Source organism: Asanoa iriomotensis (genome assembly GCF_016862515.1).
GTDB lineage: Bacteria > Actinomycetota > Actinomycetes > Mycobacteriales > Micromonosporaceae > Asanoa > Asanoa iriomotensis.
Map to the genome: position 1 here is coordinate 56,544 of NZ_BONC01000036.1, position 20,394 is coordinate 76,937.

At 71.5% G+C, this 20,394-nt stretch carries 19 protein-coding genes; 12 read left to right on the forward strand and 7 right to left on the reverse strand.

Going from position 1 to position 20,394, the window contains the following annotated elements; all coding sequences use genetic code 11:
- Positions 1 to 37: 37 nt before the first annotated feature.
- Positions 38 to 973: a C40 family peptidase gene (locus Air01nite_RS24225; protein WP_203705463.1), complete on the reverse strand. Its 936-nt coding sequence runs from the start codon at positions 971 to 973 to the stop codon at positions 38 to 40.
- A gap of 142 nt (positions 974 to 1,115) precedes the next feature.
- Between Air01nite_RS24225 and Air01nite_RS24230 the strand changes: the two genes are divergently transcribed.
- Positions 1,116 to 1,334, forward strand: a complete 219-nt coding sequence (locus tag Air01nite_RS24230) for a heavy-metal-associated domain-containing protein (protein WP_203705465.1) — start codon at positions 1,116 to 1,118, stop codon at positions 1,332 to 1,334.
- Entirely contained in the window at positions 1,327 to 2,325 is a 999-nt protein-coding gene (locus tag Air01nite_RS24235) for a DUF8832 domain-containing protein (RefSeq protein ID WP_203705467.1), read from the forward strand. The genes Air01nite_RS24230 and Air01nite_RS24235 overlap by 8 nt, the downstream gene beginning before the upstream one ends.
- On the opposite strand, the gene Air01nite_RS24240 is transcribed toward Air01nite_RS24235, so the two are convergent.
- Positions 2,322 to 2,732: a helix-turn-helix domain-containing protein gene (locus tag Air01nite_RS24240; RefSeq protein WP_203705469.1), complete on the reverse strand. Its 411-nt coding sequence runs from the start codon at positions 2,730 to 2,732 to the stop codon at positions 2,322 to 2,324. The two genes, Air01nite_RS24235 and Air01nite_RS24240, sit on opposite strands and share 4 nt — an antisense overlap.
- Before the next feature lie 333 nt (positions 2,733 to 3,065).
- Between Air01nite_RS24240 and Air01nite_RS24245 the strand changes: the two genes are divergently transcribed.
- Positions 3,066 to 3,461, forward strand: coding sequence for a hypothetical protein (locus tag Air01nite_RS24245; protein ID WP_203705471.1), 396 nt, complete (start codon positions 3,066 to 3,068; stop codon positions 3,459 to 3,461).
- Here Air01nite_RS24245 and Air01nite_RS24250 read toward each other — a convergent pair.
- Positions 3,458 to 4,606, reverse strand: a complete 1,149-nt coding sequence (locus Air01nite_RS24250) for a class I SAM-dependent methyltransferase (protein WP_203705472.1) — start codon at positions 4,604 to 4,606, stop codon at positions 3,458 to 3,460. The two genes, Air01nite_RS24245 and Air01nite_RS24250, sit on opposite strands and share 4 nt — an antisense overlap.
- Positions 4,607 to 4,608: 2 nt before the next feature.
- Positions 4,609 to 5,538, reverse strand: a complete 930-nt coding sequence (locus tag Air01nite_RS24255) for an MBL fold metallo-hydrolase (RefSeq protein ID WP_239090927.1) — start codon at positions 5,536 to 5,538, stop codon at positions 4,609 to 4,611.
- 89 nt (positions 5,539 to 5,627) lie between these two features.
- Here Air01nite_RS24255 and Air01nite_RS24260 point away from each other — a divergent pair, with 89 nt between their 5' ends.
- Entirely contained in the window at positions 5,628 to 6,281 is a 654-nt protein-coding gene (locus Air01nite_RS24260; RefSeq protein ID WP_203705473.1) for a biliverdin-producing heme oxygenase, read from the forward strand.
- Positions 6,282 to 6,499: 218 nt separating this feature from the next.
- On the opposite strand, the gene Air01nite_RS24265 is transcribed toward Air01nite_RS24260, so the two are convergent.
- A complete protein-coding gene (locus Air01nite_RS24265; RefSeq protein ID WP_203705474.1) occupies positions 6,500 to 8,140 on the reverse strand; it encodes a DEAD/DEAH box helicase in 1,641 nt (546 codons plus the stop codon).
- Positions 8,141 to 8,422: 282 nt separating this feature from the next.
- Here Air01nite_RS24265 and Air01nite_RS24270 point away from each other — a divergent pair, with 282 nt between their 5' ends.
- Positions 8,423 to 9,088, forward strand: a complete 666-nt coding sequence (locus Air01nite_RS24270) for a ferritin-like fold-containing protein (protein WP_239090928.1) — start codon at positions 8,423 to 8,425, stop codon at positions 9,086 to 9,088.
- Here Air01nite_RS24270 and Air01nite_RS24275 read toward each other — a convergent pair.
- Both Air01nite_RS24275 and Air01nite_RS24280 read right to left on the reverse strand, forming a co-directional pair.
- Positions 9,085 to 9,309, reverse strand: a complete 225-nt coding sequence (locus Air01nite_RS24275) for a DUF3107 domain-containing protein (protein ID WP_203705475.1) — start codon at positions 9,307 to 9,309, stop codon at positions 9,085 to 9,087. The genes Air01nite_RS24270 and Air01nite_RS24275 overlap by 4 nt on opposite strands.
- A gap of 91 nt (positions 9,310 to 9,400) precedes the next feature.
- Positions 9,401 to 10,069 (reverse strand): TetR/AcrR family transcriptional regulator, encoded by a 669-nt coding sequence (locus tag Air01nite_RS24280; protein ID WP_203705476.1) that lies wholly within the window; start codon positions 10,067 to 10,069, stop codon positions 9,401 to 9,403.
- Between the two features lie 149 nt (positions 10,070 to 10,218).
- Between Air01nite_RS24280 and Air01nite_RS41640 the strand changes: the two genes are divergently transcribed.
- The 7 genes from Air01nite_RS41640 to Air01nite_RS24315 all read left to right on the forward strand — a co-directional run bounded on the left by Air01nite_RS41640 (position 10,219) and on the right by Air01nite_RS24315 (position 20,269).
- Positions 10,219 to 13,323, forward strand: a complete 3,105-nt coding sequence (locus Air01nite_RS41640) for a hypothetical protein (RefSeq protein WP_275408305.1) — start codon at positions 10,219 to 10,221, stop codon at positions 13,321 to 13,323.
- A 30-nt stretch (positions 13,324 to 13,353) separates the two neighbouring features.
- Complete coding sequence (locus Air01nite_RS24290; RefSeq protein WP_203705477.1) at positions 13,354 to 14,304, forward strand: alpha/beta fold hydrolase; 951 nt, start codon at positions 13,354 to 13,356, stop codon at positions 14,302 to 14,304.
- A 45-nt stretch (positions 14,305 to 14,349) separates the two neighbouring features.
- Positions 14,350 to 15,216, forward strand: coding sequence for a DUF3152 domain-containing protein (locus Air01nite_RS24295; protein ID WP_203705479.1), 867 nt, complete (start codon positions 14,350 to 14,352; stop codon positions 15,214 to 15,216).
- 47 nt (positions 15,217 to 15,263) lie between these two features.
- Positions 15,264 to 16,115, forward strand: a complete 852-nt coding sequence (locus Air01nite_RS24300) for a DUF3152 domain-containing protein (protein WP_239090929.1) — start codon at positions 15,264 to 15,266, stop codon at positions 16,113 to 16,115.
- A gap of 69 nt (positions 16,116 to 16,184) precedes the next feature.
- The gene (gene moeZ / locus Air01nite_RS24305; protein WP_239090934.1) at positions 16,185 to 17,396 is read left to right on the forward strand and encodes an adenylyltransferase/sulfurtransferase MoeZ; all 1,212 of its coding nucleotides are present in this window, start codon (positions 16,185 to 16,187) and stop codon (positions 17,394 to 17,396) included.
- Between the two features lie 44 nt (positions 17,397 to 17,440).
- On the forward strand, positions 17,441 to 18,358 hold the full coding sequence (locus Air01nite_RS24310; protein ID WP_203705481.1) for a prenyltransferase/squalene oxidase repeat-containing protein: 918 nt from the start codon (positions 17,441 to 17,443) through the stop codon (positions 18,356 to 18,358).
- A 558-nt stretch (positions 18,359 to 18,916) separates the two neighbouring features.
- Positions 18,917 to 20,269, forward strand: a complete 1,353-nt coding sequence (locus Air01nite_RS24315; protein ID WP_203705482.1) for a Fic family protein — start codon at positions 18,917 to 18,919, stop codon at positions 20,267 to 20,269.
- Positions 20,270 to 20,394: the final 125 nt, after the last annotated feature.

Here is a 20,394-nt window from a genome sequence, read left to right on the forward strand (position 1 = left end):
ATCGGAATCCGATTGGAACGGACCGTTCCTAACCAGCTCAACGCCGCGGTCGCCCGTACCCGTGGACGGGTTGGTAGTCGGCGCGGTCGAAGCGGATGCGCTCACCGTGCTGCGGTGCGTGGATGATCCGGCCGCCGCCGACGTAGAGCCCGACGTGCTGGATGTTGCCGTAGTAGAACACCAGGTCGCCGGGGCGGAGCTGGCCGCGTCCGATGTGCGCGACCGCGCCGTACTGTGCCCGCGCGTTGTGCGGCAGGTTGACGCCGGCGGCCCGCCAGGCGGCCGCGGTGAGTCCGGAGCAGTCGTAACCCCGCGGCCCCGAGGCGCCCCACTCGTAGGGCTTGCCGAGCTGCGCGTACGCGAACCGCACCGCGGCGCTCGCGGCGCCCGGCGGCAGCGCCGGCGGGTCCTCGAGGATCGGCGGCAGGTCCGAGATGCCGAGGTCGAACCGGAGCGCGTCGAGCCGCGCGATCTCGGCCTCGATGTGGCGCTTCTTGGCCAGCAGCTTCGCGCCCTGCGTCCGCTCCTTCGCGGCGAGCGCGTTGAGCCCCTCCTGCGCGGCGGCCACGTCCCGGTTGGCCGCGGCCAGCGCCTCGATCGCCCGGCCGCGCTGGGTGCCCAGCGCCTCCAGCATGGCCAGCTTGTCGCCGAGCGCCTGCGGGGAGCCGGAGTGCAGCAGCCCGATCACGTTCGCCGCCCGGCCCGTCCGGTACGCGGCCGCCGCGATCGTCCCCACCTCGGAGCTGCGGGCCTGCGCGGTCCGCTCCAGCGGGGCGATCCTGGCCCGCAGCCGGTCGGCCTCCTGGTGCCCGCGCTTGACCTCCAGCCGCAGGTCGTTGTACTGCTCGACGACCACCTCGAGCTGGTGGGCGGCGGTCTTCAGCCGCTTGCGGACCTCGTCGGCGGACGGGTCGGCGGCGGCCGGCGCGGCGAGCGGCCCGAGCAGGGCCAGCACCGCGGCGGCGGCGGTCATCGCGCGACGCGCGCCTCGTGTGATGATCGGCACGGTCGGTTAACGAGTTGTGAGGGGCAGAAGCCACGATGCGGTCATATCGCCCTAGGCCTGGATACACCCGGGGGGTATATTCGTGCGGGACAACCGAGGAGGCAACCACATGTCCAGCACCGCGACCTACACCGTGACCGGCATGACCTGCAGCCATTGCGTGAGCGCCGTGACCGGTGAGCTCACCGCCCTGCCCGGTGTCACCGACGTGCGCATCGACCTGTCGACCGGCACGGTCGCGGTGACCAGCGACGGGCCGCTCGCGGTCGACGACGTGCGGGCCGCGGTCGACGAGGCCGGCTACGAGCTGGCCACCGCCGATGCCTGAGGCCGCGGGCACCAAGGCACACTCCACCACCACGCCCCCGGCGGATCCCGGGCCCGACCGGTCCGGCCTGCGGCTCGGGCTCTTCGTCGCCGGGCTCGTCTTCGCGCTGATCGGCGGCTTCGGCATCGGCAAGCTGACCGCCGACGGGACCCAGCCCGCCGACGCGGCGAGCGCCGGCGGCGGCATGGCGATGAACACCGCCGACCCCAACGCCAACCACGCGCACGCGCCCGGCACCGCACAGCACGACCACGGCAGCAGCGGCATGACCGCGATGGCCGGGGCCGAGTTGGGCGGGCTGAGCCTGTCGGGCAGCGGCTACACGCTGGTGCCCGCCGCGACCGAGTTCACCGCGGGCAAGACCGCCGACTTCCGATTCACCGTGCAGGGGCCCGACCGGCAGCCGGTCAAGCAGTTCGCGGTCGTCCACGAGAAGCAGTTGCACCTGATCGTCGCGCGCCGCGACCTCTCGGGCTATCAGCACCTGCACCCGACGATGGCGGCCGACGGCACCTGGAGCATCCCGCTGACGCTGGGCGCGGTCGGGATGTGGCGGGCGTTCGCCGACTTCACGCTGGTCGACGGCGCCGGTGCGCAGATCGCCGCGACGCTCGGCACCGACCTGGTGGTGGCCGGCGACTACCGGCCCGTGGCGCTGCCGGCGCCGGCCCGCGAGGCCAGCACCGCCGGGTTCACCGTCACCTACGAGGGCACGCCGACCGTCGGCGCGACGCAGCCGCTGCAGTTCCGGGTGTTCCGCGACGGCAACCCGGTCACCGACCTCGAGCCCTACCTGGGCGCGTACGGGCATCTGGTGGTGCTCCGCCAGGGCGACCTCGGCTACCTGCACGTGCACCCCGACGAGCAGCGGGTGCCGGGCACCGTCAAGTTCTGGGTCGCGGCGCCGAGCCCGGGCAACTACCGAGGCTTCTTCGACTTCCAGGTGGCCGGCACGGTGCACACCGCCGAATTCACCCTGACGGTGACCTAGGCCGACTTCCGGATCGGGCGGGTGGCGAGGCGGCGCAGTGCTTCGCGGATGTGCCGCTTCTCCGCCGTCGAAACGGTCGGGTCGGTGAGCCGGTCGAGAATGACCTGGAGGTCCTTGTCGACCCGGCTCGGCCGGGCCGTTGTCGCGCCAGGCGTGCGGCCGGGCATGTTGAGTGCCCGGAACGCGGCCGAGACCGGCACGTCGAGCGCGGCGCAGAAGTTTTGCACCTTTGCCAGCTCGGGATAGTCGTGCCAGTCGCCGGCCAGCCAGCGGAACAGCGTCGACCGGCCGACACCGGTCTCGGAAGCCAGGTCGTTGACCGTCCAACCGCGGGCGTTCTTGGCATCGTCGACGGCCCGCCGGACGAAGCGTGCGAACGCTGCCTGCGGCGAGTCATCTGTGGCCATCGGCCGGTCGCCCTCCCGCGGTCGAGAATCGTCACCGGAAAGGGTAACCCGTGCCGCGTGGATTGCAACGGGCCGTTCGGCCTATTAGTCCCGTACGTGGGACTGCTCTAAAGTCACCGAAGACCGGAACCGGACCCGTGCGCGGGACCGGCCGCGGTGCACCGCCCCGCGCCGTCCGCGGCAGGCGGACCGTGGCGCCGGTGTGGTGTCCCGCCGGCGGGGGGTCGGCGGGACACCACACCGTCAGCTTTCTGCCCGTCTCGGTGACTTAACGGGACCGTTACTCGTCGTCTATGCTCTCGCACCGAGAGTGGAGAACGACGGGATGCGACTATGGCCGAACCAGAAGACCGCCCAGTTCCCTATCGACCCGGCACGATAAGCCTGTTCTTCGTCGTGAAGGCGGGGATATTCGCGCTGGCGTTCTGGATCTGGTTGCTCGTCCTCGCCATACAGGGTGGCCAGGTCGCCGGTTGGCACCTGTTCGCCGCCGCCGGCGCGATTACCACCACGCTGGTCGGCGTCGGCCTGGGCATTCGGATGGCGTTGCAGGCCAATGCCGCCGACCGGCACGCCGAGGTGCGGAAAACGCTCGTCGAGATCTCCTGGAACACGGCGTTCGCCGCGCACCAGGCCGAGGATTCCGACAACGTGGTGCGCTTCCCGAGCGTCGTGCCCGACGACTCGGGCGGGTGGCCGGCGCGGGGCGACGGCGACCGGCGTCGCTAACCCGCCAAGAGGTCGGCGAGCCGGGGGCGCACCTGCCAGGCCGTGACGAGTTCGTCGTACTCCGCGGTGGGCGCGGGCTGCCCCGTGCGGCGGGCCCGCAACAGCAGGTTGCGCGGCGTGTGAGCCGAGTCGATGAACTCGGTCACGTCGACCCGGTAGCCGCGCGAGCGGAGCAGGGCGGCCCGCAGCGAGTCGGTGAGGACGTCCGCGAACCGCTCGCGCAGGATCCCCTGCCCGGTGATCAGCTGGTACGGCCCCGGAGCGGGCTGCCGGCGGAGCTGGGCGGCGATGTCGTGGTGGCAGCAGGGCGCCGCCAGAATCCACTCCGCACCCCAGCCGACCGCGCGATGCAGCGCCTCGTCGGTCGCGGTGTCGCAGGCGTGCAGGGCCAGCACCAGATCCGGGGCCGGCTCCACGACGGCGTCCAGGATCGTGCCGGCGACGAACCGCAGCCGGTCGCCGTAGCCCAACAGCCGCGCGAGGCCCGTGTTCCGGTCACGCTGGTCCGCGCGCACGTCGACACCGACCATCTCGACGTCGAGCCCGCGCGCGGCGGTCAGGTAGCGATAGGCGGCGAAGGTCAGATACGCGTTGCCGCAACCCAGGTCGACCACCCGCAACGGTTTCGGCAACGCGGCGGCGTCCGCGGGCAGCGTCGCCGCGAGCGCGCGCAGGAACGCGTCGACCTGGCGGCGCTTGGCGGCGCTGCCGCCGATCACCTCCCACAGCGGGTCGCCGGGGTCGAGCAGGTGCGCCCGGACCCGGTCGTGCCCCTCGGCCGGGCCGGCCGCGGCCGGTGCGCCGCCCTGGCGGTGCACCTGGGCGTCGCCCTTCTTGGTCACCCGCACCTGCACGGTCGTGCCGGCGCTCTCCACGTGCCAGTTGCCGAACGGCTCCGCGAGCAGCGCGTCGACCGCGGCGTCCGCCTCCGGGCCGGGCGCCACGTTGCGGGTGTGCGGGCGGGCGCCGTCGTTGGTGACGATCTGCAGCCGGCGGCCGGCCTTGAGGGCGACGGGGCGCAGCTCGGCCCGGACGACCGACGGTGCTGTGCCGCGCCGCCGGCCGGCCGCGACCGCCCTGGTCAGGCCCGGGTCGAGCAGCAGGTCGCGCACCTTGGCGAGGGCGGTGGACAGGTCTTCGGGCATACCTACATTGTCCGCGTCTCGCCGACCGACAGCCGCCACAGGTCGCCCGGGTCACGTCCGTCGGCCAGCCAGGCGGCGCTCAGCCGCTCCGGCGGCTCCAGCGGGGGCTCGGTGCTGAGCTGGAAGGTGCCCCAGTGCATGGGGACCACGCGGCCGGCGCCCAGGTCGGTCGCCGCCCGTACCGCCTCCTCCGGGTTCATGTGCTGGTTGCGCATGAACCAGCGCGGCTCGTACGCGCCGATCGGGAGCAGGGCCAGGTCGAGGCCCGACTGGCGGTCGGCGATCTCGGCGAACCGGGTGCCGTAGCCGGTGTCGCCGGCGAAATAGATCCGCGGACCGCCGTCGGTGGCCAGCACCCAGCCACCCCAGAGGGTCTGGTTGATGTCCACCAGGCCGCGCCGGCTCCAATGGTGCGCCGGCACGAACGTGAAGGTCACCGGGCCGATCCGCCGGGACTGCCACCAGTCGAGGTCGGTCACGTCCGTGAAACCGCGGCGCCGGAACCAGGAGGCCAATCGCGCGGGTACGAGCATCGGCGTCGCCCGCGGCAGCCGGCGGACGGTCGCCGCGTCCAGATGGTCGTAGTGGTTGTGTGAGATCACCACCGCGTCGATCCTGGGCAGGCCAGACCAGGCCACGCCGGGCGGGGTGAACCGGGTTATCAGCGGCGGGATCCGGCGTGACCAGACGGGGTCGGTGAGAATCGTGAGGCCGCCGGTCCGCAGCACGAAGGTGGCGTGCCCGACCCAGGTCACGGCCGTGGTCGCCGGGTCGACCGGCGGCATCGTCGCGTGCGGTGGCCCGGCGATGACGGCGGCGGCCTGGGCCCGCTCGGCCGGGCCGGGGCGCTTTTCGCGCACCATGCGGGCGATGTCACGGGGACCGGGCAGGGGAGCGGTCAACCGGTCGGCGAAGGTTGGGGGACGCAACACCTACCCACCGTCCACGCGACACCACTGGACCGTCAACTTAGGCTCACCTAAGCTACGGGAAACCCACGGCCGGGTGCGGGAGGACATTCATGGTCAATGCGACCGACACCGAGCAGGGCCTCGCGGCCCGGGTTCGCAGCATGACCCGCGCCGACCACGAGGCGGCCGAAACCACGTCGTTCGTCGCGGACCTGATGTCGGGTCGCTTGGACCTGACGGCGTACGCGCGCCTGGCCACCCAGCACTACTTCATCTACGAGACGCTGGAACAGGCGGCGTCGGCGATGCGCACCGACCCGGTGGCCGGCGGTTTCGTCGACTTCGGGCTCGACCGTCTGCCCGCGCTCGGCGCGGACCTCCACCACCTGCGCGGCCCGCGCTGGCGCTCGGAGATCACGCCGCTGCCCGCGACCCGCGACTACCTGACCCGCCTGCGCGCGGTCGCGTTCACCGACCCGCCGGCGTTCGTGGCCCACCACTACACGCGCTACCTGGGCGACCTGTCCGGCGGCCAGATGGTGAAACGCGCCCTCCGCCGCGAATACGGGGTCGACGCGGAAGGCACGAGCTTCTACGAGTTCCCGGGCGTGGCGGCCGGCGCGGTCAAGCGCCGCTACCGCGAACTGCTCGACGAGGCACCGTGGTCGGCGGCCGAGCAGGACCGCTTCATCGACGAGGTGAAACGCGCCTTCGCACACAACCGCGCGGTCTTCGAAGACCTGGCCACCGCCACCGCCGCCTAACCCACCGCCGCGGGCGCGGTCTTTTGCGTTGCCGCAACCAACCAGCTTGGCGCCGCGGTTGCGCGTGCTTTGCTCTGCTTCCAGATACGCACCACCCCCGGAGACGAGGTGGTGCGTAAAGGGAAGCAGAGCAAAGCGTCGGCGACCACATGACCCTCACCCACGCAAACAGCGAGGCGGGGCGTTCGCCCTGCCTCGCTGTTTGGTTGATCAGATCGTCAGGCCTCGGTGGGTGCCGCGGCGGCACCGCCGCTGCCGCGGGAGCGGCGCCGGCGGCGGCTGCGCGGCTTGGCCGGTGCGTCGCCGTCCGGGTCGGCTACCGCGACCACGGCTGACTCGGTCGCCGTCGCCTCGGCGGCGGCGTCGCCCGAGACCACCTCTCCGGCGCGGCGGCGCCGGCGGGGGCGCCGGGTGGCCTCGGTGTCCGTGTCCGCGTCCGGGACCTCGACCGCCTCCGGGGTGTCGGTGCTGGAGCGTGCGCTGCCGCGGCGGCGTGACCGGCTGCGGGCCGGGCGCTCGGCGCGGGCCGCCGGACCCCGGCGGCGGCCGCCGCCCAGGTCCTCTTCGCGCTCCGCCGACAGGCCCGCGCGGGTGCGCTCGCCGGTCGGCAGCGTGCCGGTCACGTCGGTCGGGATGTCCAGGTCCTCGTAGAGCCAGGCCGAGGTGTGGTAGGTCTCCGGCGGCTCCGGCATGTCCAGGCCGAGGGTCTTGTCGATGATCCGCCAGCGCGGCATGTCGTCCCAGTCGACGAACGTCACCGCGACGCCGGTGGCGCCGGCCCGGCCCGTGCGGCCGATGCGGTGCGTGTAGGTGTCCTGGTCTTCCGGGCAGTCGTAGTTGATCACGTGGGTGACGCCCGAGACGTCGAGGCCGCGGGCCGCGACGTCGGTGGCCACCAGGATGTCGATCTTGCCCGACCGGAACGCCCGCAGGGCCCGCTCGCGGGCGCCCTGGCCGAGGTCGCCGTGCACCGCCGCCACCGCGAAGCCGCGGAAGTCGAGGTCCTCGGCGAGCCGGTCGGCGGCCCGCTTCGTGCGGGTGAAGATCATCGTCAGGCCGCGGCCGTTCGCCTGCAGGATGCGGGCGACGACCTCGACCTTGTTGAGCGAGTGGGTGCGGTAGACCAGCTGCTGGGTCTGCGGCGACGGGCCGGTCTCGGCGGTGTGCCCGGCGTGGATCGTGACCGGGTGGCGCAGGAACCGCCGCGCCAGGGCGACGATCGGATCCGGCATGGTCGCCGAGAACAGCATCGTCTGCCGGTCCTCGGGGAGCATCGCCAGGATCTTCTCGACGTCGTCGAGGAAGCCCAGGTCGAGCATGCGGTCGGCTTCGTCGAGCACCAGCGCGTGCACCCGGTCGAGCCGGAGCTGCTTCTGCTTGGCCAGGTCGAGCAGGCGGCCCGGCGTGCCGACCAGGATCTCGACGCCGCTCTTCAGCGTCTCGATCTGCGGCTCGTAGGCGACGCCGCCGTAGATCGGCAGGACCCGGACGCCGCGGGTACGCCCGGCGGCGGCGAGGTCCTTGGCCACCTGGAGGCCGAGCTCACGGGTGGGCACGACGACCAGGGCCTGCGGGACGCCGTCGGAGCCCTCGCCAGGTGCGAAGACCCGCTCGAGCAGAGGCACGCCGAAGCCGAGCGTCTTGCCGGTGCCGGTGGGCGCCTGGCCGATCAGGTCGGTGCCGCGGAGCGCGATCGGGAGCGCGTACTCCTGGATCGCGAACGCGTGGGTGATGCCGGCGGCGGCCAGTGCCTCGACGGTTTCGGGACGGGCGCCAAGCTCGGCGAAGGTGGGGGAGTCGGATCGGGTCGGCGCGTTCGGGACGAGCGCGTCGCCCGTGGGTTCCATCAGTTCACTCATGTGGTTGTCGGGGTGCCCTCTCGTGGTGCGCCCCGTCGTCTCGTAGGGCGCGATATTGGGTATCGCGCGGGCCACACGCGACGCGAGTCGCGGGCCGCACACGCGTGCCGTGGGTCCGGTTTGTCTATGCCCCGCCGAGCGGGACCAGCGCTTCGCCCACGGCTAACGTGACCATGTTACCGGATTGACCTGGCGGGGGTGCCTAACGTGAGGCGGATGCGCCACCTGGGGCGGGCGTGTGGCGCAGCTCTCGCCAAGGTGACCGAGGAGTAACCTGCGGGCGTGACGTCTGAGCTCGCCCCGGCCACCACCGACACCGCCCTGGTCGACCTGCTCGGGATGGTGGCCTATGGCGAGCTGTCCGCTTTCGAGCGGATGGCGGCCGATGCCCGACTCGCCCCCGATCTTCGCCGGCGGGCGGCGCTGAGCGAGATGGCCGCCGTGGAGATCGCCAACTACGGCCGCCTGGCCACCCGGCTGACCGAGTTGGGCGCCGACCCGGAGGCGGCGATGACGCCCTACGTCGGCGTGCTGCAGGCCTACCACGACTCCACCGAGCCCAAGGACTGGCTGGAGGCGCTGACCAAGGCCTACGTCGGCGACGGCGTCGCCGACGACTTCTTCCACGAGATGGCCAAGCTCATCGACGAACCGGACCGCCAACTCGTCCTGGACGTCATCCACGACAAGCGTTACGACGAGTTCGCCGTCACCGAGATCCGCGCGGCGATCGAGGCGGACCCGAAGACCCGCAACCGCCTGTCGATGTGGGCCCGCCGTCTGGTCGGCGAGGTGCTCAGCCAGGCGACCCGGGTGGCCGGCCAACGCGCGGCACTGACCACCCTGATCGTCACGAGCGGCGGCGACCAGGCCGCCGTGCAGGCACTGTTCCGTCGTATGACCATCGCCCACAGCGCCCGGATGTCGGCGCTGGGGCTCAACAACTAGCGGGCGGTGAAGCCGACGGTGCCGCGAGTCGCTTCGGCGATCTCGACGTAGGCCAGCTTGCTCACCGGGATGATGACCCGGCGGCCCTTCTCGTCGACCAGTGACAGCGTGCCCTCGCTCGCGATCGCCTCGGTGACGAGCTTCTCCACCTCGGCCGGCGACTGCGAGCTCTCGATGACCAGCTCGCGCGGCGCGTACTGCACGCCGATCTTGACCTCCACGAAGCCCTCCTCGTCGTGGCGCACAGTCGTTACCGGCGCCGGTGGGAAGGCTATCCGATTCGTGGGGCGAACGACGAAGACGCCGTACGTGTCAGGCGGGTTCGCCTTCCGCCCAGGCACCCTCCTGGGGCTCGCCCTGGAGCGGGAAGCTCGCGATGCCCCGCCAGGAGAGCCCGGCGAGCAGCGCCTCGGCCTCCTGCTTCGGCACCTGGCGGCCGCCGGCCAGCCAGAACTGCGCCGCGGTCTCGGCGGCGCCGACCAGGCCCGAGGCCAGCAGCTCCGCCCGGGACTTGCTCACGCCCGTGTCCGAGATGATCGTGTCGGTGATCGCCGCGATGCAGCCCCGCTCGACCCGCTCGACGCGCTCCCGGACGGCCGGCTCGTTGCGCAGGTCCGACTCGAATACCAGCCGGAACGCCTCGCTCTCGTGGTCGACGAAGTCGAAGTACGCCGCGACCGCGCCGCGTACCCGCGCCTTGTTGTCGCTCGTCCCCTCCATCGCCGCCTGCACCTTGGCGACGATCGCGTCGCAGTGCTTGTCGAGCAGCGCCAGGTAGAGCTCGAGCTTGCCGGGGAAGTGCTGGTAGAGCACGGGCTTGGAGACACCTGCCCGCTCGGCGATGTCGTCCATCGCCGCCGCGTGGTAGCCCTGCGCGACGAACACCTCCTGGGCCGCCGCGAGCAGCTGCTTGCGGCGCGCAGACCGGGGCAGCCGGGTCGGCCGTCCGTCCGGCTGGGCATCGCCCGAAGCCGCCACCATGGTTACCTCCGAAATCCCGCGTCACATCGACGGACCAGAACGCATCCGATCGGTGCCTATCGCATCGGTCGCCGAATTGGACCGCGATTGCAACTTATCGCGACCGTGCCCACACGGTAGCCTCAGCGAGGGCGACCGAGGAGTGCACGGTGGATGATTCAGGTCAACCCGGCGACGCACCGGGCAGCGGCGGCAACCCGCCGGCTTCCCGCGACGGCGACGCCTGGGCCGACCGTGACCGCGACCCCGGCACGAGCTCGGCGTGGCACCGCACGCGCTACGCCAACCTCCTGACCCCGATCGTCCCCGCGTCGCGGCAGCCTCGCCAGCACGTCAACGGGTCCGCCGACGTGCACTCCGCCAGCGCGCCGCCCTACCCCTACGAGGGTGATCTGGAAGACGCCGACCACGCACCGATCCCGACCCAGCCCGGTGGCGACCCCGACTGGCGCGGCTGGGCTCCGCCGCCGGCGGCCGACGAGCCGCTGCCCGAGCCGCCGTCGCCGTGGGCACCCGGGTGGGCACCGACCCAACCCGAGGCGGGCGCGCCGGACGCCGCACCACCGGCCCCACCAGCACCGGACGCGGGCGCCAACGTGCCACCCGCGCCGTTCACGGCGGCCTATCCGCCCGCTCCGCCGCGGTTCGCGGAGCCGGCACCGCCGCCCCCGGTGCGGTTCCGCCCGCGCCAGGACGATCCGCCGGCCCACCCGAGCGTGGAGCAGCCTCCGTCGCCCGACCCCGCGAGCGGCTTCCCGCCGATCGGCGCGGTCGCGGCCGGTGCGCCCACCGACAGCGTGCCGCCCGGCACGCCGACCGAGGCCGATCCCTATCCGGCCGGCCGCGGCTATCCCGCCGGCGGGCCGCCGGGCCGACAGCCCGACTGGGCTCCGGAGTGGCCCTGGTCGCCGGCCCCGCCACTGGCGGAGCCACACCCGCCCGCGGCGTCCGGCCGGCTCCAGGTGCCCGCGCCGCGACCGACGCAGCCGGAGCAGCCCGCCGAGCCGCAGCCCGTCGCACCCGGGCCACCGCCGCCGCCGGCTCAGCAGGGCGGGGCCGATCACGGCGACAGCGGTCTGCCGAGCCGGCGCGACTACCCGACGGCGAGTCACCCGTCCGTTCGCAACACGCTGCCCGGTTACATCCGTGGCGGTGCCGGTCCGTCCGGCGACGAGGCCCGCTTCATCACCGGCAGCCACCCCACCGTGCCCGCGCCGGCCGAGCCGGCCGGCGACCCCGCCGACGGTTTCCCGGTCGGCCAGCCGGAGCGCGGCGGCAGCACGCACCTCACGCCGTCGGGCAACTTCCCGGTCGTCGACCGGCGCTCGGCCGGGCTCACCCGCAGCTTCCCGAGCAGCGAGCCGGCCAACCCGCCGGTCACGCCGAACAGGTTGACCCGCGCCTTCCCGGGCGGCGGAGACCCGTCCGCGCCCGAGGGGCCGCCGCTGTCCGGCGCCTTCCCGGGCGGAGCCGACCGCCGGCCCGACGGTGCTGACCGCCCGACCGACCTGTCCGGCCGCCGCTCCGCGCCGCCGGCCGCGGACGTGCCCGCCGCCACCGCAGCGCCCCGACCTCCGCTGCGGCTGGCCAGCCGCAACGGCGACCAGATCAGCGAGCCGCCCGCACCCCGCCAGCCTCGCCCTGAGCCGCCCGCCGCCCTGCCCACCTCAGGCGGACCGGTCGGCGGTGCCGACCCGACGCCCATCCCGACGGTCCGGCGTGAGCCGCCGGCCGATCAGCGTTCCGTGGTCGACGACATGCTCGACGAGTTGGCCAGCCTGCCGCAGCGGGTGCCGGCGGAGCCGGACGTGCCGACCGCGCCGGAACCACCCTCCGACACCCCGGCCGACCCGCCCCAGCTCGCCCGGATCGCCACCCATCTGCGCCGCGCCGACCTGGCGACGGAGGAGCAGGAGCGGCCGGACGGCTTCGACGTCGGGGCGATCATCGCCGCCGTGCGGGGCGTGTCGGGCGTCAAGGACGCGACGCTGCGGACGACCGAGTCGGGCGCGCACAGCCTCCGCCTCGACCTCGCCGACGGCGCCGACCCGGCCGAGGTGAGCCGGCACGTGGCTCGCTTGCTCCAGGAGCGGATGGGCCTGGCCGCCGCACCGCCGAGCCCGTCCGGCGGCCTCCTGCCGCCCGCGGAGCCGCCGGCCCCGCCGCTCGGCGGCGACACCCCGTCGACCGGTTTCGGCCGCAGCGGCGGCTACCCGCCGCCACCGCCGGCCGAGCCGGCACCGCGCCCGACCGAGAAGGCCACGGCGAGGCCGGCCGCACCTCCGCCGCCCGCACCACCGAGCCTCGCGCCGCCACCGAGCCTTGCGCAGCCGCCGAGCCTTGCGCAGCCGCCGAGCGTTGCCCAGCCGGCGGCCGCGCCGGTGAGCCCGGCTCAGCGGCCGGCCGCGCCGCCGACCGCGGCCCCCACATCGGGCAAACCGGGCGCCGTTCCGCCCCCGGCGCAGCCGCCGGGCTTCGAACCGCCGGCGGAGCCGGCCGCCCGCCCCGCCGCCTCGCACCGCGGCCGCGCCCAGGTCGGATCGCCGTCCGGCGTGGACACCCGCGATCTGGCCGCTCGGGCGACACCCGCCGCCGCCCCGGTGTCCGGCGCGCCGGAGCCGGCCGACACCGGAGCACCTCGGCCCGGGTCCGACGGCCACCTCTACAGCGGCACCCGCCGGGCGGCTACCGACCAGCCGCCGCCGGGCTCGTTCCCGGAGCCGGGCAGTGCCGCCGGCATCATCGGCAGCGTCGGCGGGCACCCGGTCACCGCGTACTCGGGTGGCCAGCAGCTACGCACCACGGAGTCCGCGCCGTCGCGGCCGCTGGACCCCGGGGCCAACCCCGGCCCCCGCGTGGTGATCGACCACGTGCAGGTCAGCACGTTCGGGCTGGACGCCACGGTGGAGACCCGGCTCGCCGCCGGCAAGCGGGTCGCCAACGGCCTGGCCACGGGCCCGGCCGTCGACGGCTACGTGCTGCGGCTCTGCGCGGTCTCCGCCGCCTCGGCCATCGACGAACTGCTGCGCACCGCCAGCCGGGCCGACGACCGCGGCCGGTGCTTCGTCGAGCACGCGGCGGTCGTACCCTTCGGCAACTGCGAGGTCGCCGTCGCGGTCGTCCTGCTCGTTTGCGAGGGGTGGGTCGAGCAGCTCGCCGGTTCTGCCCTGGTTTCAGGCGATCCGCGACAAGCCGTCGTCCGTGCCACACTCGCAGCCGTAAATCGCCGTCTGGAAGCGCTGCTGTCCGACTGACAAACGGCGGGTGACAGGCACAATAAATTCATGAAACGCGCGCTGCTCGGCGCCGACGAGGCCCTCGGCCCCGATCGGATGCCGCCTCCGTGGCCGGGCCGGATGGCCGTCATCGACGGCGAGCAGACCTTCGTGCGCGACACACCAGCCACCCGGCCCGACGCCGAGCCGGCGCTCTACGTGCACGGCCTCGGCGGCTCCTCGCAGAACTGGACCGACCTCGCCGGCCTGCTCTCCGACCGGCTCGACGGCCAGGCGGTCGACCTGCCGGGCTTCGGCCGCAGTGACCCGGCCAAGCGCTACACGATCAAGGCGATGGCCGACCGCATCATCCGCTACATCGAGGTCACCGACCGCGGCTCCGTGCACCTGTTCGGCAACTCGCTCGGCGGCGCCGTGGTCGTCCGGGTCGCCGGCCTGCGCCCCGACCTCGTCCGCACGCTCACGCTGATCTCGCCGGCGATGCCGTTCCTCGACCCGCGCCGCTCGCTGCAGGGCCCGGTGGTCCCCCTGCTCGCGCTGCCCCGCGCCGACCGCGTCGCCGCCTGGATGATGGCCCGCTACGCACCCGAGGAGATGGCCGAGCAGGTCATCGCGGCGTGCTTCAACGACGTCAGCCGGGTCAGCGAGCAGCGCAAGCGCGAGGCGATCGAGGAGGTCCGGATCCGCTACGAGCGCAAGCACTACGCCGACGCGTACGTGCGAACGCTGCGTGGCCTGGTCAGCAGCTTCCTGCGCGCCTACCTGCCCGGCGCCAACTCGATGTGGAAGATCGCCGGTCAGATCACCGCGCCCACGTTGGTCGTCGGCGGCCGGCAGGACCGGCTCGTCGACATCCGGGTCGCGCCCGCCGTGGCCAAGGCCATCCCGGACAGTCGCCTGCTGATCCTCGACGGCGTCGGTCACGTGGCGCAGATGGAGGTGCCACGGATCGTGGCGCGCGGCGTGACCGCGCTGTTGGACGAATTCGCACGCTCCTGACTCGGGTCGCACGAAGGCACCCTGGTGTGGCAGGGTGGGCGCAGCATGATCAACGCGAGGCAGACCCCACCTCGCGACCGTGCCAGGAGGTCCCGCGGACGGTCGCGCCGCAAAGGCGGTTCGGGTCGCATACTCACCGTCGCCGGTCTGTCGCTCGTGGTCGGTCTCGGGCTGATGCTCTTCGGTCTGCCGCTGCGGGCCGGTGAGGGGCACCCGGCCAGTTCGGTGGCGGCCGCGCCGGTCACCGGGTCCCCGACGACCTCGCCGACCGCCCAGCCGACGACCAAGCCGCCCGCGCCGCCGGTCTACCGGCTGGCCGGGACGCCGCCCGAGCGTGGCGAGAACACGTTCAGCTACGGGCAGACCACCGGGAAGGTCGCCGGGAAGTCCGGCACGCTGCGCCGCTACCGGATCGCGGTCGAGGACGGGTCAAAGGAGGACGTCGAGAGGTTCGGCGACTTCGTCGACAAGTCGCTGAGCGACCCGCGGAGCTGGATCGCCGGGGGGGAGGTGCGGTTGCAGCGGGTGGCGGAGGGTGAGCCCTACAGCTTCACCGTCTACCTGGCCACCGCGGACACCTCGCACGACATGTGCGCCCGGGGCGGCACCAACACCAACGTCGACGGCGAGCCCTACACGTCGTGCCGGACGGTCGGCAAGGTGATCATCAACCTCAACCGCTGGCACATGTCCGTCGACCACTTCGTCAAGGCGAAGATCCCGCTCGATACCTACCGCACCTACGTGGTCAACCACGAGACGGGGCACGAGCTCGGCAACAGCCACGTGCGCTGCCCCGGCAGCGGCAAGCCGGCGCCGGTGATGATGCAGCAGACCCTGTTCCTCAACGGCTGCAAGGCGAATCCCTTTCCGTACGTGAACGGCAAACTCAACACCGGACCACCGCTTTAAGCCGATAAGCGGGAAATGTCCGAAACGACCTGGCATCGTCTCTGCTCATGGCGACGCCGACTCCAGGCACCCCGCTCCAGGACCAGGACCCGCAGGAACCGACGACCGACGAACAGCCGCGCGACCGTACGCGCCTGCACCTCGCGATCGGACTCGCGCTGATCGCTCTCGCGGCCCTGCTGATGGCCGTCGACCAGGCCCGGCACCCGCCAGCGAACCAAACCGGGAACCAACCCGCCGCCGGCCCGAGCGCACCCGCACCCACGTCGGTCCCGTCCTTCGACGCGCTGACGCCGTCGCCTTTCCCGAGCGCGACCCCGGCGCCGCGCCCGCCGCGCGAAGGACAGGGTGTCTTCAGCACCGCCCAGGACGCCGGTCGTTACCTCGGCCGGGGCGCCGAACTGCGCCGCTTCCACGTAGCCGTCGAGAAGGGCATCGGCCTGAAGCTGGCGGACTTCACCGCGGCCGTCGACCGGGTCCTCGGCGACCCGCGGAGCTGGATCGCCGACGGCGAGCTCAAGCTGCGCCGCGTCGGCGCCGCCGACCCGGCCGACTTCACCATCTACCTGGCCAGCGCCGCCACCTCGGAGCGGATGTGCGCCGAGGGCGGCCTGGACACCGACGGCTACACGTCCTGCTCGCTCGGTGGCCAGGTGATCATCAACGCCGACCGCTGGGTCGGCGCGGTGCCGGATTTCGAGGCACCGCTGGCCGAGTACCAGGCCTACGCGCTCAACCACGAGGTCGGGCACGAGCTAGGCAACGGCCACCAGGCCTGCCCCTCGCCGGGAGCGCCCGCACCGGTGATGCAGCAGCAGACCCTCGGCATGCAGGGCTGCCTGCCGTACGGCTGGCCTTATCTGGACGGCCGGCGACACACCGGGCCGGATATTCCCTAGGTGGCCGGTGGCGCGGGTCATGGCAGCGCGGCGTGTCGCGAGCAACAATTGCCCGGCACAGCCACATCGATCCGACCAGATTCCCCGGGGAGACTCACCGTGTCATTGCCCCCGCTCGTCGAGCCCGCCGCCGAGCTCACCGTCGACGAGATCCGCCGCTACTCGCGCCACCTGATCATCCCGGACGTCGGGGTGACCGGGCAGAAGCGGCTCAAGAACGCCCGGGTGCTGTGTGTCGGCGCGGGTGGGCTCGGCTCGCCCGCCCTGATGTACCTCGCCGCGGCGGGGGTGGGCACGCTCGGCATCGTCGAGTTCGACACCGTCGACGAGAGCAACCTGCAGCGCCAGATCATCCACGGCCAGTCCGACATCGGCCAGCCCAAGGCCGAGTCCGCCGCGCGCACCGTCCGCGAGATCAACCCGCTGGTCAACGTGGTCATCCACAACACGGCGCTGGACCGCGACAACGTCAAGGAGATCTTCTCCCAGTACGACCTGATCGTCGACGGCACCGACAACTTCGCCACCCGCTACATGGTCAACGACGCGGCGGTGCTGCTCGGCAAGCCGTACGTGTGGGGCTCGATCTACCGCTTCGACGGCCAGGCGTCGGTGTTCTGGGCCGAGCACGGCCCCTGCTACCGCTGCCTCTACCCGGAGCCCCCGCCGCCCGGCATGGTCCCGTCCTGCGCCGAGGGTGGCGTGCTCGGCGTGCTCTGCGCGTCGATCGGCTCCATCCAGGTGACCGAGGCGATCAAGCTGCTCACCGGCATCGGCGAGCCGCTGGTCGGCGGGCTGACGGTCTACGACGCGCTCGAGATGTCGTACCGCAAGATCAAGGTTCGTAAGGACCCCGACTGCGTGCTGTGCGGTCCGAACGCGACGCTGACCGACCTCATGGAGGACTACGAGGACTTCTGCGGCGCGGTCTCGGTCGAGGCGCAGGAGGCGACCGTCGACGCGACGATCACCGCGCGGGAGCTCAAGGAGTGGCAGGACGCCGGCAAGGACTTCTTCCTCGTCGACGTCCGCGAGCCCGCCGAATACGAGATCGTCCGGATCCCCGGCTCGACGCTGATCCCCAAGGGCGACATCCTCAACGGCGAGGCGCTGGCGAGCCTGCCGCAGGACCGCCAGATCGTGCTGCACTGCAAGTCGGGCGTCCGCTCGGCGGAGGCCCTCGCGGCCGTCAAGGCGGCGGGCTTCAAGGACGCCGTGCACCTCCAGGGCGGCGTGCTCTCCTGGATCAAGCAGATCGACCCGAGCCTCCCGGCTTACTAAGACCACCCACGGCACATCCCGGTCGCACCTCATCGGCGCCCGGGATGTGCCGTTTCTCGTTCCTAAACCAGGCCGTCGGGCAGTTGTCCCTGGCCAACCGCTTGAAGCGGACTCGCATTTCCGCCGGTACCGTTTCGCCCGTGGTTGATCTGGACGCGGCGATCGGATTCGTGGTCGCCCATGGCGACGCGGTCGACCGCGCCCGCCTGTCCTGGCTGCGGGTCGGCGCGCCACCGCAGCAGGCGATCCTCGAGGACGCCGAGGTCGGCCAGGCGCACGACGGCGGCTGGCCGGCCATCTGGGGCGGCGAGATGGCGTCGGTCGACGCCACCTGCTTTCGCCTGGCCGAGCTCGACGACCTCGGCGCGCTCGGCCGCCCGGCGGCCCGCCGCGCCCTCGACTGGCTGGCCACCCGGCAGCGCCCCGACGGCACCTGGGAAGAGGACCAGTCGCTGTCCGGCTGGGCGCCGCCGTGGGCGACACCCGGCGACCCGGAGGCGACCCTCTACCTGACCGCCAACGCCGGCTTCTGGCTCACCGTGGCCGGCCACGACGCCCGCGCCGCGGGCCCGTTCGACCACCGGGTCGGCGGTGTGTACGCGGGCGTGGTGCAGGGCGCCGCGCACGCCTTCGCCGCCGCGGTGCACGCGGACGGCACCTGGCCGTCGTTCCTGGCCACCGGCTGGCTCGGCGCCGCGGTGCTCTACCGCCAGGAGATGTACTACGAGTCGGCGCGGATCCAGGTCGTGCTCACCGAGCGGGTCCGCGACATGACCCCGTCCGACGTCACCGCGATGGCCTCGGCGCTGCGCCGGGTCGGCCTGTCGACCGACGACACCCTGCTCGCCGCCGCCCGCCGCCGGCTGGCCGAGACGCAGCGCAGCGACGGCGGCTGGGCCAGCGACGACGGCGACGCGTTCAACGTGCACACGACCCTGGCCGCCATCCGCGCGTTCAGGTGAGAGCCACCGTTGCTAGTGGTGACGGTTCCGAACACTAGTTGGGATGTCCGTCCATGACGTTCTCTCTCAACGAACAGCCACAGAGGCCCAGCGCAATGCCGAGTTCCGAAAGCTGCAAACGCTCGCCGGGTCAGGCGATTGTCGCAGCATCGAGGCCATTGGCCCACAGACATGGACGAACCTCGCAACAGTGCACGAACCCTGTATTACCAGTTTGGTAGCAGCTAGCAGCAAAGTGGCTGGAGCGGGGCTTCAACCTTCGCCGGCCAGCGCCGTCGACCAGCAAGAAGCCTTGCAGCTATGGACAAGCTGGCAGTACTAGGGGTCTTGGAACTAGCAGCAACTGCTGTCCATGCTTGGGGCGCCCTGAGAGTCTCCGCAACAGTGCGAGAACCTCGGACTGCCAGTTTGGCAGCAGCTAGCAGCAAAGTGGCCCGAGCGGGGCTTCAAACCTTCGCCGGCCAGCGCCGTCGAACAGGCGAAATGTGAGTGCGGTCCGAGTTTGCTGCTAGTTTCTGCTAGACTAGCAGCAAGACTCGATGATCTAGGGGACAGTTGATGAAGCCGCCGATGCCCCCTCCTGACGACGAATTTCTCCTCAGGGAGGTCCTGAAGACGCGGGACGTCCACAAGATCAGCGAAGTCTTCAACTTGTTCGGCTCGGATGGAATCTCAAGTAGGCCCTACCTGCATTGGGACGAGTTACGGTTCCGAGAGCCGCCCGCGGGCTTCACTGTTGAGGAATGGTGGCTAGCCACCAAGCTCGCACGGAGATCTGTCTATCGGCGACTCCCGCTGGTAGACGAGCGCGACAAGCCATTCGTATATACCCTGCCGGACGAGGTATTGCGTCAAACAGATTTCGTTGCGACACACGCAAGTGGTCAAATTCGTTTTCATGAAGAGGTCACGGACAGAGCGACGCGAGACCGATACCTTGTCAGTCAGCTCATTGAAGAGGCCATCACATCGAGCCAACTGGAAGGCGCCTCCACCTCGCGCAAGGTCGCGCGAGACATGATCAGGTCGGGTCGTCGGCCTCGTGACCGCAGCGAGCAGATGATTCTCAACAATTTTCGCGCAATGCAACGTATCGGAGAAGTGCGAAACGAACCGCTCACCGTCGACCTTATAAGAGAGATACACAGGATCGTAACCGAGAAGACGTTGGACAACCCCGATGCGGCTGGTCGATTTCAGCTTTCTAGCGAGGACAGAGTCCAGGTTCTCGATGACCAAGGAGAGGTGCTGCATACGCCTCCTCCGGCCGAGCAGCTCCCGGAGCGCATGGAACGACTTTGTGACTTCGCGAACGCGAGGACGGAGACGGCGTATCTTCCGGGCGTGCTTCGCGCATTGGTTATTCATTTCATGATCGGCTACGAGCATCCTTTTGAGGACGGGAACGGCCGAACGGCGCGCGCACTCTTCTACTGGTCGATGCTAAATCAGAACTACTGGCTCACTGAATTTCTGAGCGTGTCGCGTATTTTGAAGCCGTCCCAGGTCCGATATGCCCAGTCATTTCTTCATACGGAAACCGACGAGAACGACCTGACGTACTTTTTCGTTCATCATTTGGGCGTTGTTCACAAGGCCATCGACGACCTACATGCATACCTGGCTCATAAGATGGCCGAGGTGAGAGAGGTCCGGGCGACGCTCCGGCAGTTCGGCGACTTCTTCAATTCAAGGCAAATCGCTCTGCTTCAGCATGCCCTGAAGGCTCCAGCGTCGCGCTACTCTGTCCAATCTCACAAGACATCGCATCGGATCAGCACTGAAACAGCGCGAAGCGACTTGCTGGATCTGACCACATATGGGTTGTTGATCCGTAATCGATCTGGCAAGCGATTCGTTTTCGACCCAGTGCCAGATTTGGCGGAGAAGATCAAGGAGTTTTCCGCGTAGGCCCAAGGCGGAAGGTGCCTCGACGCCCTTGCGCGGGCGATGCTAATGGCGTGAGCGGCTTCGTGGCGGAAAATCTCGCGATCCCCCGATCGGCCTTAAGGCTGCGACCCGAAACAGGGTTGGCC